This is a genomic window from Amycolatopsis suaedae, from assembly GCF_004214935.1.
GTDB lineage: Bacteria > Actinomycetota > Actinomycetes > Mycobacteriales > Pseudonocardiaceae > Amycolatopsis > Amycolatopsis suaedae.
Window position 1 is genome coordinate 168,822 of sequence record NZ_SFCC01000007.1, and the last position, 11,204, is coordinate 180,025.

Here is an 11,204-nt window from a genome sequence, read left to right on the forward strand (position 1 = left end):
GTGGAAGGTCGCGCCGCTGTGACCAGTCTGTCAGCCGGGTCCGACAATTGCTTCCGGATTTCGCCGTGAGCAGGACTTCTGCCGGGCGCGGGAGAGCACCGTCACACCGACGGCGCCCTCCCGCACCCCGTGGCTCACAGCTGGCCGGTGGACTCGCGCCAGGCACGCTCCTTCTGGACCCACTCGTTGTCCTGAGGAAACTCGTCGATCGTGGTCACCCTGCGGATCTCGGTCTTGAAACCGGGCCCGGACATCGGCATCCGCCGCGCCCACTCGACGGCCTCCTCCTTGGAGGTCACATTCAGGATGTAGAAGCCGCCGAACAGCTCCTTGGTCTCGCCGTACGGGCCGTCGGTCACGATCGGCGTCTCCGACGAGTGATCCACCACGACGCCCTCCGACGCGTCGGCCAGCCCCTCGGCGGCCACCAGCACGCCTGCCCGGATCAGCTCCTCGTTGTACTTGCCGACGGTCTCCAGCATCGTGTCGAAGTCGATCTCGCCCATGGTCTGGAAGGCCTCGTCGGTGGCCCGGAAGATCAGCATGTACTTCATGGTCGTCTCCTTCAGTGGTCCGGGGCCCCGCTCCGGGGCCCTCCAACGCGCCTAGGTCGAACGGCCACCACCGCGGATCGACACGACTTCCAAACTTTTTTCGCGACCCGCCCGTCCGGCCCGCGAACGCGGGGTGGACCATGGCCCTGACCACGACGAACAGGAGGTCGGCACCGTGTCGGCAAGTTCAGATTCCGCCCGTGTGCGTGCCCGCGACGTCGAGGCCGCGGCCGGGCGAATCGCCGGCGCGCTGTCCCCGACCCCGCTGCACCGCAGCGAGCGGCTGTCCCAGCGGCACGGCCTCGACGTGTGGCTCAAGCGGGAGGACCTCACCCCCGTCCGGTCCTACAAGGTGCGGGGCGCGCTCAACTTCGTCAGCCAGCTCTCCCCTGCCCAGCGCGAACGGGGGCTGGTGTGCGCCAGCGCGGGCAACCACGCGCAGGGCGTGGCGTTCGCCTGCGCCACGCTGGGCGTGCGGGCGCGGGTGTACCTGCCGCGGACCACACCCCGGCAGAAGCGGGAGCGGGTCGCCGGTCTCGGCGGCAGCCAGGTCGAGGTGATCATGCACGGCGACACCTACGACGACGCGGCGACCGCGGCGCGGGAGCACGCCGCGGCCACCGGGACCACGCTGATCCCGGCGTTCGACGACCCGCGCACCATCGCCGGGCAGGGCACCGTGGTCCGCGAGGTCGTCGAGCAGCTCGGCCGCCTGCCGGACGCCCTCGTCGTCCCGGTCGGGGGTGGCGGCCTGCTGGCCGGGACGCTCACCTGGCTCGGCGAGTCCGGCACCACGGTGATCGGCGCCGAACCGCTGGGCGCGGCCAGCATGACGCTGGCACTCGAGCACGGCACGCCCGTCCCGGTCGACGACCTCGACCCGTTCGTGGACGGCGCCGCCGTGCGTCAGGTCGGCGTGCACACGCACGCGATCGTGGCCGGGCACCGGCCCCGGCTGGTCACCGTTCCGGAGGGCCGGATCTGCGTCGAGATGCTCGACCTCTACCAGTCCGACGGCATCATCAGCGAGCCTGCCGGCGCGCTCGCCCCGGCCGCGCTGGGCCCCGAGCTGGAGCTGGAGCCCGGCGCGACCGTCGTGTGCCTGCTCTCCGGCGGGAACAACGACGTCAGCCGGTACGCCGAGATCGTCGAGCGGGCACTGGTGTTCGAGGGCCGCAAGCACTACTTCCTGGTGGAGTTCCCGCAGGAGCCGGGAGCACTGCGGCAGTTCCTCGACGACGTGCTGGGCCCGGACGACGACATCACCCGGTTCGAGTACGTCAAGCGCAACAACCGGGAGACCGGTCCCGCGCTGGTCGGCATCGAACTGGGTGCCCCGGAGAACCTGGAGTCCATGCTCAAGCGCATGGAGGCCACGCCGCACCGGATCGAGCCGGTGTCGCCGGACAGCCCGCTGTTCACGTTCCTGGTGTGAACTCCGCCGTGTGCCGGGACACCCACTCGGCGAATGTCGTCGCCGGCCGCCCGGTGATCCGCTCGACGGAGCCGGTAGGAGCGTCCGGCCGCTCGGTGTAGCTCTCCAGGACGTTGTCGACGTACCACTCGGCCGTCTCACCCATCTCCGGCGCGAGCGCCTCGATGGTCTCCGCCCTGGACGCCTGGACGAAGTCGAGGTCGCGGCCGAGCGCGTTGCCGATCTGCTCCAGCAGTTCGGCCCTGGTCAGGATCTGCGGCCCGGCCAGGGAGTACGACTTCCCGGCGTGCCCATCGCCCAGCAGGGCGGTGGCGGCCACCGCGGCGATGTCGTCCATCGCGATCGGTGCGCTCGCCGCCGCCGGGTAGGGCTCGCGCACGCCCCCGGTCCTGCGGATCTGGCCGGCCCACATGAAGGTGTTCTCCATGAAGTCGCCCGGCCACAGGTGCGTCCACTCCATCCCGCTGGCCTCGACCGCGTCGTTGACGCTGCCCCACCAGCTCTCCGGCTCGCCGGACAGGTCGACGACGTACCGCACCCCGGCGTCGCGGGCGATCGCCAGCACGCCGGTGACCGTGTCCGGGGTCGGGGCGAGGTACAGCCGGTCCACACCGGCCATCGCGGCCGGCAGCGTCTCGAGCCGCCGCAGGTAGCCGCGCGCGACGTCGACGCCGGCGGGCAGCGCCGCCCTGGCCGGGTCGGTGGTCAGCGCGCGGACGTCGGTCGCACCACCGGCCAGCAGCTGGTCGACGACCTTGCGGCCGATGTTGGCGGTGGCTCCGGTGACCAGGATCGTCATGTCGCCCATCCTGTCAGCTGGCGAGCGTGAACCGGCTGCGCACGTGTGCCGGCTTCTCGATCTCGTCGAGCAGGGCGACCGCGAAGTCCTCGGCGGACACGGAGTCGCCCGCGGGCGAGTCGGTGCCCAGTGTGTACCGGCCGGTGCGCTCGCCGGGCTGGATCAGCGGAGCCGGGGACACGAAGGTCCAGTCGACCTCGTCGCCGAGCCCGCGGACGTAGTCGAGCGCTTCCGCGGCGACGAGTGCCTCCGCCTTGTACTCCTCGGGGAAGTCCGGGAGGTCGACCAGGCGCGTGCCGCCGACCAGCAGCGACCCGGCCCCGCCGATGACGAGCAGCCGGGCGTCGCCGAGTGTCTCGGCCAGGGTGCGCAGCTGGGTCAGGTAGTCCCGCCGCGGCGCCCCGGTGCGGCTCGGCCCGATCGCCGACACGACCACGTCGACCTCCCCGGCGACCTGCTTGGCGAACCCGGCGTCACCCGCGTCGCCGCGCCGGATGCCGTCGCCGCCGGAGCGGCTGATGCCAGTGACCTCGTGGCCGCGTGCCTTCGCCTCGGCCACCACCCTGCTGCCGATCATGCCGGTTGCTCCGTAGACCGCGATCCTCATGTCTCGTGTTCCCTTCTCGTCGAGGTGAACGCGAAGGTATCCATTGGTAACCGAGTACTTCAACGTGCTATAAGTACCTCATGGTTACTATGGCGCCGAGAATGCTCGACCGGCTCCGCGGCAAGCGCGGGCAGGCCGCCGAGGGCGACCTGTTCAACCCGGACTGCCCGACCCGGCTCGTGCTCGACCAGATCGGCGACAAGTGGACGGTGCTGGTCGTGCTGCTGCTCAGCGACGGCACGATGCGCTTCAGCGAGCTGCGTGCGCGGATCGGCAGCGTCGCGCCCAAGGTGCTCACCCAGACACTGCGGCGGATGGAACGCAACGGCCTGATCACCCGCGAGGTGTTCGCCGAGGTCCCGCCCAGGGTCGACTACACGCTCACCGAACTGGGCCACTCCCTGATCGACCCGATCGCCATCATCAGCGACTGGGCCGAGACCCACATCCACCGCATCGTCACGGCACAGCGTTCCTACGACGCGACTCAGGACGGGGGCGCCTGACCGTCAAGGCACGTGAAGGCCCCCTTCACCACGTCAGGGCCCCGGCAAAGTCGGGCTCTGTGCGTTCGAACGCAGAACTCGCGGACCGGAGCGCAGAACTCGCGTGCGCGAACGCAGAACTCATGATGTGGACCGGGTTCTCACCTTGTGCGGGTCACCCGTGTGAACGGCCCCGTTCGCGCGAGTCGTACGTTCTGGGCGCGAATCGTCCGTTCCGGACCCGCGAGTTGTCCGTTCCCGCCCGCCTGCTCCCACCGTTCGGCATGGCAGTTCCAGATAGCGAGACGCCAGCCAGGCTCAAAGCACGTGAAGGCCACCTTCACCACGTCAGACGTAATGAAGGTGGCCTTCACGTGCCTGTGCCTGACGCGCGATGGTCTCGTCCTGGTGACTGCGGGGACGGGTGTGGTGCCCGGTGCTGATGTGACCGGTGAGGACGGAGTGGGTAGGCGTCCGAGGCCGTGAACGCCCTCCATGGCAGGGCGGTGGTCTCGTCGGCACCGCCAACGAGACCACCGCCCTACCTGGACTTGCCGGGGCCCTGACGTCACACGTAATGAAGGTGGCCTTCACGTGCTTTGAGCGGAACGGAACAGCCAGGCTCAGGTGCCGGAGCGCAGGACGCGGGGTCCGGAGGGCTGGGTGCGGGGCCCGAGCTTGGCGGCCCACTCGGTGATCTGCCTGGACACGTCCTGCGCGGTCAGGCCGATCCCGGCCAGCACCTCGTCCCGGGTGCCGTGCTGGTGGAACTCCTGCGGCACCGCCAGGTCACGCACCGGCACCGCGCAGTCGGCGTCGCGGAACGTGGCCGCCAGCGCCGAGCCGAACCCGCCGTGCCTGCCGCTGTCCTCCACGGTCACCACGAGCCGGTGCGACTCGGCCAGCGCCACCAGGTCGGCCGGCACCGGCAGCACCCACCTCGGGTCCACCACGGTGACGCCGATGCCCTGGTCGGCCAGCCGGTCGGCGGCGGCGAGCCCCAGCCGCGCGAACGCGCCGACGGCCACCAGCAGCACGTCGGTGTCCGATCCCTGGGCCGGCCTGCGCAGCACGTCGACCGTGCCGATCCGGTCCAGCGCGGGCACCGACTCGACCACGCCGCCACGGGAGAACCGCAGTGCGCTCGGCCCGTCGGCGATGTCGACGGCCTCCCTGAGTTCCTCGCGCAGCGTGACCGCGTCCCGGGGCGCCGCGACCCGCATGCCGGGGACCATGCCCAGCAGCGACAGGTCCCACATGCCGTGGTGGCTGGCGCCGTCCGGCCCGGTGATCCCGGCCCGGTCCAGCACGAACGTCACGGCCTGCCGGTGCAGTGCCACGTCCATCAGCACCTGGTCGAACGCCCGGTTGAGGAACGTCGAGTAGATGGCCACCACCGGGTGCTTGCCCGCCATCGCCAGCCCGGCGGCCGAGGTCACCGCGTGCTGCTCGGCGATCCCGACGTCGAACCAGCGCTCGGGGAAGTTGTCGGCGAACTTGTGCAGGCCGGTCGAGCGCAGCATCGCCGCGGTGACCGCCACGACGTCCGGCCGCTCGGTGCCGATCTTGACCAGTTCCTCGGCGAACACGCCGGTCCAGCTCGGCCCCTTCACCGGCGGCAGCCCGGTCTCCGGGTCCAGCGGGTCGGTCTGGTGCATCTGGTCGTTCACCTCGTTGACCGCGGGCTCGTGACCGTGCCCCTTCTCGGTCACGGCGTGCACGATCACCGAGCCGCCGAACTCCTTCGCGCTGTGCAGCGCGCGCTCCAGCGCGGCCAGGTCGTGGCCGTCGACCGGGCCGACGTACTTCAGCCCCAGGTCGGCGAACATCCGCTGCGGCGCGATGGCGTCCTTGATGCCCGCCTTGGCGGCGTGCAGCAGGGCGTAGATCGGCTTGCCGACCACGGGCGTGGCACGCAGCAGGTCCCGGCCCGCGTCCAGCACCTTCTCGTAGCCGGGCCGCAGCCGCAGCGACGCCAGGTGATCGGCCAGCCCGCCGATGGTCGGCGAGTAGGACCGGCCGTTGTCGTTGACGACGATCACCACCGGCCGGTGCGCGGCCGCGGCGATGTTGTTCAGCGCCTCCCAGCACATCCCGCCGGTCAGCGCGCCGTCGCCGACGACGGCCACCGCGTGACGTCCGCCACCGTCCAGCTCGAACGCCTTCGCCATACCGTCCACATAGGACAGAGCGGCGGACGCGTGGCTGTTCTCGACGTGGTCGTGCTCACTCTCCTCACGCGACGGATAGCCGGTGAGGCCGCCGAGCTGGCGCAGCCCGTCGAACCCGCCGTGGCGGCCGGTGACGATCTTGTGGACGTAGGCCTGGTGCCCGACGTCCCAGACGATCGCGTCGCGTGGCGAGTCGAACACCCGGTGCAGTGCCAGCGTCAGCTCCACCACGCCGAGGTTGGGCCCCAGGTGGCCGCCGGCCCGGCAGACCTTCTCGACGAGGAACTCACGGATCTCGGCAGCCAGGGTCTCCAGCTCACCGTGCTCCATTCGCTTCAGGTCCTCCGGTCCGTTCACGGAGTCCAGCAACGTCACGCTCCACCTCGCCAGTCGCTCGGGCACGTCTTCGTTCCGACCAGTCTACGGAGGCGTTCGGGACGCGAATCCCCCGCGCGGTCGGCAGTGGCCACACACACGGTGAGCCGGGCCACGTTCGTCGGCTGGCATGGCCCCCCGAACGGCGTAGGATCCCCACTCGCACGAGTGCCGCGGCATATGAGAGAGGGCAGATGGCGGACTTCTTCATCGGTGGTCAGTGGGTCGCGGCGGCACAGGGCGGTACGAGAGAGATCCGCTGCCCGGCGAACGGCTCCCTCGTGGCGGAGGTCTCGGAGGGAACCAGGGAGGACACCGAGGCCGCCATCGCCGCGGCGCGCGACGCGTTCGACAACGGCCCGTGGCCGTCCACCCCGATCTGGGAACGCGGGGACGTGCTGCTCCGCGTCGCCGACCTGCTGGTGCGGGACAAGGCGATCTTCGCGCGGGCCGAGTCGCTGGACACCGGCAAACGGCTGGTGGAAAGCGAGTACGACCTCGACGACATCGCCCGCTGCTTCCGCTACTTCGGCAAGCTGGCCGGCCAGGACAGCGGCCGCGTCGTCGACACCGGCATTCCCGGCGCGATCAGCAGGATCGTGTACGAGCCGGTCGGCGTCTGCGGGCTGATCACGCCGTGGAACTACCCGCTGCTGCAGACGGCGTGGAAGGTCGCCCCCGCGCTGGCGGCTGGCAACACGTTCGTCCTCAAGCCCAGCGAGCTGACCCCGCACACGTCCATCCTGCTGATGCGCGTGCTGATGGAGGCGGGCGTTCCGGACGGCGTGGCCAACCTCGTCCTCGGCGCGGGCCCGGAAGCAGGCGCGCCGCTGTCCGATCACCCCGACGTCGACCTGGTGTCGTTCACCGGCGGGCTGGCCACCGGGCGGATCATCGCCGCGTCGGCCGCCGCCACGGTGAAGAAGGTGGCACTGGAGCTGGGCGGCAAGAATCCCAACGTGGTGTTCGCCGACGCCGACTTCGAGACCGCCGTCGACTACGCCCTGACCGCGGTGTTCCTGCACTCTGGGCAGGTCTGCTCGGCAGGTGCCCGGCTCATCGTGCAGAAGGAACTGCACGACCGCTTCGTCGACGAGCTGGTCCGCCGGGCCGAGCGCATCCGGCTGGGCGGTCCGTTCGACCCCGACGCCGAGACCGGCCCGCTGATCTCCGCCGCGCACCTGGAGAAGGTGGAGAAGTACGTCGCCGACTCGCTGGCCGAGGGCGCGGTGCTGCGCACCGGCGGCAGGCGCCCGGAGGGCGAGGCCTACGCCGGTGGCCACTACTACCTGCCGACCATCCTGGACAACGTCACCCGCGGCGGCGTCGCGGTGACCGAGGAGTCGTTCGGCCCGGTGCTGACCGTCGAGACGTTCACCGACGAGGACGAGGCCGTCGCCATCGCCAACGACACCGTCTACGGCCTGGCCGGCGGCGTGTTCACCAGCGACGGCGCGAAGGCGCAGCGGGTGGCGCACCGGCTGCGGCACGGCACGATCTGGATCAACGACTACCACCCCTACCTGCCGCAGGCCGAGTGGGGCGGGATGAAGCAGTCCGGCTTCGGCAGGGAACTGGGCCCGACGGGCCTCGCCGAATACCAGGAGGCCAAGCACATCTACCAGAACATCGATCCCGGACCGCAGTACTGGTTCTCCCACTCCGACAGCTGACCAAGGGACGGTGCACGTGACGCAGACCGACGACGGGCTCGCCGGGTTCGGTTACAAGCAGGAGCTGGAACGCACACTCGGCAACTTCCACACCTTCGCCGCCGGGATCAGCTACATCTCGATCCTCACCGGCACCTTCCAGCTGTTCTACTTCGGCTTCAGCCTCGGCGGGCCCGCCTACTGGTGGTCCTGGCCGATGGTGTTCGTCGGCCAGCTGATGGTGGCGCTGTCGTTCGCCGAGCTGGCTGCCCACTACCCGGTCGCCGGGTCGATCTACAACTGGTCGAAGCGGCTGGGCAACCCGCACGTCGCGTGGCTGGCCGGGTGGATGATGCTGACGGCGTCGATCGTGACGATCGCGTCCGTCGCGCTGGCCTACCAGATCACGCTGCCGAAGATCTCGGACTTCTTCCAGTTCGTCGAGCACCCCGCCGTCAACGCGGTGATTCTCGGCACCGCGTTGATCGTGTTCACCACGGCCGTCAACGCCTGGGGCGTCAAGCTGATGGCGCGGATCAACAGCGCGGGCGTGTTCATCGAGCTGATCGCGGCGGTACTGCTGATCGTGCTGCTCGCGGTCAACATCGTCCGCGGCCCGCAGGTGGTCCTGGAGACGCAGGACACCGGTGCCGGGCACTCGACCGGTTACCTGGGCGCGTTCCTGGTCGCCGCGCTGGCCTCGACCTACGTCATGTACGGCTTCGACACGGCCAGCTCGCTCGGCGAGGAGTCGCACGACCCGCGGCGCAACGCCCCGCGCGCCATCCTGCGTGCGCTGATCGCGTCGTTCGTGCTCGGCGGGCTGATCCTGCTGTTCGCGCTGATGGCCGTCGGTGACATCAACAACCCGGAGATCGCCACCGGCGGACTGCAGTTCATCGTGCTCGACGCACTGGGCACCACGGTCGGGACCGTGTTCCTGTGGACGGTCGTCATCGCGGTGACCGTGTGCAACCTGGCCGTGCAGTCGGCCGCGATCCGGATGATGTTCGCCATGGCGCGGGACAACAACCTGCCCGCCGGCAAGCGCCTGGCCAAGGTGGACCCGAAGCACAAGACCCCGGTGATCCCGGCGCTGGTGACCGGTGTGCTGGCGGTGGTCATCCTGGTGGTCAACATCAACCAGCCGCAGATCTTCACGGTGATCACCAGCATCGGCATCATCATGATCTACCTGGCCTACCTGCTGGTCACCGTGCCGATGCTGGTCAAGCGGCTGCGCGGGCAGTGGCCGCCGCCGAAGCAGCCGGGCCAGAAGTACTTCTCGCTGGGAAAGTTCGGGCTGCCGGTCAACATCATCGGCGTGCTGTGGGGCGGCGCGATGGTGGTCAACCTCGCCTGGCCGCGGCGTGAGGTCTACAACGCGACCGAGCCGTACCACTGGTACCTGGAGTGGGGCGCGGTGCTGTTCGTCGGCGCCGTCGCCGTGATCGGGTTCGGCTACTACTGGTTCATCCAGCGGCACAAGACCGGCACGCTGGCCGACCACGCACTGGAAGTGCCACAGACCAAGGAGGAGACGCAGTGACCCAGGAATTCGACTACGTCGTCGTCGGTGGCGGTACGGCCGGATCGGTCGTCGCGGCGAGACTGTCGGAGAACCCGGATGTCACCGTGTGCCTCCTGGAAGCCGGTCCGTCCGATGTGGACGATCCGGCAATCCTGGAGCTGAACCGGTGGATGGCGCTGCTGGAGTCCGGCTACGACTGGGACTACCTGGTGGAGCCGCAGGAGTCCGGCAACTCGTTCCTGCGCCACGCCAGGGCCAAGGTGCTCGGCGGCTGCTCGTCGCACAACTCGTGCATCGCGTTCTGGGCACCGGCCGAGGACCTCGACGAGTGGGCGGCGATGGGCCTGCCCGGCTGGTCCGCGGCCGACGTCTTCCCGCTCTACCAGCGGCTGGAGACCAACGACGGCGAAGGTGACCACCACGGCCGGTCCGGCCCGGTGACCATCCGCTCGGTGCCGCCCCGCGACCCGGCGGGCGTCGCGCTGCTGGAGGCGTGTGAGCAGGCCGGCATTCCCCGCGTGCAGTTCAACTCCGGCAAGACCGTCACCCACGGGGCAAACTGGTTCCAGATCAACGCGCGTGAGGACGGCGTGCGGTCGTCGGCCTCGGTGTCCTACCTGCACCCGATCATGGGCAGCAGGCCCAACCTGGAGATCCGTACCGGCGTGCGGGCCAAGCGCATGACGTTCGAAGGAACGCGGTGCACCGGCGTCGAGGTGCAGACCGAGGATCTGTTGCACAGCACGCAGATCCGCGCCCGGCGGGAGGTCGTGCTCAGCGCGGGTGCGATCGACTCGCCGAAGCTGCTGATGCTGTCCGGCATCGGCCCGGCCGAGCACCTGCGCGAGGTGGGCGTCGACGTGCTGGTCGACTCCCCCGGCGTCGGCGCCAACCTCCAGGATCACCCGGAGGGCCTCATCCAGTGGGAAGCGGCCAAGCCGATGGTGACCGACTCGACGCAGTGGTGGGAGATCGGCATCTTCACCACCACCGAGGAGGGCCTGGACCGGCCGGACCTGATGTTCCACTACGGCTCGGTGCCGTTCGACCTGAACACGCTGCGGCACGGCTACCCGACGACCGAGAACGGCTTCTGCCTGACCCCCAACGTCACGCGGAGCCGGTCGACCGGCACGGTCCGGCTGCGGACCAGGGACTTCCGGGACAAGCCCAAGGTCGACCCGCGGTACTTCACCGACCCGCACGACATGCGCGTGATGACCTACGGCATCCGGCTGGCCCGCGAGATCGTCGCCCAGGAGGCGATGAAGGAGTGGGCCGGTGCGGAACTGGCGCCCGGCCCGGACGCGCGCAGCGACGACGAGATCGCCGACTACCTGCGCAAGACGCACAACACGGTGTACCACCCGTCGTGCACCGTGCGGATGGGCGCGGACGGCGACCCGATGGCGCCGCTGGACGCCCGGCTGCGCGTGCGGGGCGTGCAGGGGCTGCGGGTGGCCGACGGGTCGGCCATGCCGTTCCTGGTGGCGGTCAACCCGTGCATCACCACGATGGCCATCGGCGAGAAGTGCGCCGACATGCTGGCCGAGGACGCCTGAGCGCCCGTTCCCGGACTCCCCCAATGTGGCATT

General features: G+C 70.1%; 9 protein-coding genes. 5 read left to right on the forward strand and 4 right to left on the reverse strand.

Annotated elements, in window-relative coordinates; genetic code table 11:
- Positions 1-134: 134 nt before the first annotated feature.
- Entirely contained in the window at positions 135-554 is a 420-nt protein-coding gene (locus EWH70_RS15300) for a YciI family protein (protein ID WP_130476058.1), read from the reverse strand.
- 202 nt (positions 555-756) lie between these two features.
- Between EWH70_RS15300 and ilvA the strand changes: the two genes are divergently transcribed.
- Entirely contained in the window at positions 757-1,989 is a 1,233-nt protein-coding gene (gene ilvA, locus EWH70_RS15305) for a threonine ammonia-lyase IlvA (protein ID WP_205669132.1), read from the forward strand.
- Here ilvA and EWH70_RS15310 read toward each other — a convergent pair.
- Together EWH70_RS15310 and EWH70_RS15315 are read right to left on the reverse strand one after the other, a co-directional pair.
- Complete coding sequence (locus tag EWH70_RS15310; RefSeq protein WP_130476060.1) at positions 1,973-2,788, reverse strand: NAD(P)H-binding protein; 816 nt, start codon at positions 2,786-2,788, stop codon at positions 1,973-1,975. The two genes, ilvA and EWH70_RS15310, sit on opposite strands and share 17 nt — an antisense overlap.
- A gap of 13 nt (positions 2,789-2,801) precedes the next feature.
- Complete coding sequence (locus tag EWH70_RS15315; protein WP_130476061.1) at positions 2,802-3,395, reverse strand: NAD(P)-dependent oxidoreductase; 594 nt, start codon at positions 3,393-3,395, stop codon at positions 2,802-2,804.
- Between the two features lie 101 nt (positions 3,396-3,496).
- Here EWH70_RS15315 and EWH70_RS15320 point away from each other — a divergent pair, with 101 nt between their 5' ends.
- On the forward strand, positions 3,497-3,901 hold the full coding sequence (locus tag EWH70_RS15320; protein WP_205669133.1) for a winged helix-turn-helix transcriptional regulator: 405 nt from the start codon (positions 3,497-3,499) through the stop codon (positions 3,899-3,901).
- 602 nt (positions 3,902-4,503) lie between these two features.
- On the opposite strand, the gene dxs is transcribed toward EWH70_RS15320, so the two are convergent.
- Positions 4,504-6,426 carry a 1-deoxy-D-xylulose-5-phosphate synthase gene (gene dxs, locus EWH70_RS15325; protein WP_130476063.1) on the reverse strand — a complete coding sequence of 641 codons (1,923 nt, stop codon included), beginning with the start codon at positions 6,424-6,426 and terminating at the stop codon, positions 4,504-4,506.
- 194 nt (positions 6,427-6,620) lie between these two features.
- On the opposite strand from dxs, the gene EWH70_RS15330 reads away from it, so the two are divergent.
- From EWH70_RS15330 to EWH70_RS15340, 3 genes are read left to right on the forward strand one after another with little or no spacing between them, the layout of a single operon-like run.
- A complete protein-coding gene (locus tag EWH70_RS15330) occupies positions 6,621-8,099 on the forward strand; it encodes an aldehyde dehydrogenase family protein (protein ID WP_130476064.1) in 1,479 nt (492 codons plus the stop codon).
- 16 nt (positions 8,100-8,115) lie between these two features.
- Positions 8,116-9,627: an APC family permease gene (locus EWH70_RS15335; RefSeq protein ID WP_130476065.1), complete on the forward strand. Its 1,512-nt coding sequence runs from the start codon at positions 8,116-8,118 to the stop codon at positions 9,625-9,627.
- Positions 9,624-11,171, forward strand: a complete 1,548-nt coding sequence (locus EWH70_RS15340) for a GMC family oxidoreductase (protein WP_130476066.1) — start codon at positions 9,624-9,626, stop codon at positions 11,169-11,171. Before EWH70_RS15335 ends, EWH70_RS15340 begins: the two co-directional genes overlap by 4 nt.
- The last annotated feature ends 33 nt before the right edge of the window (positions 11,172-11,204 follow it).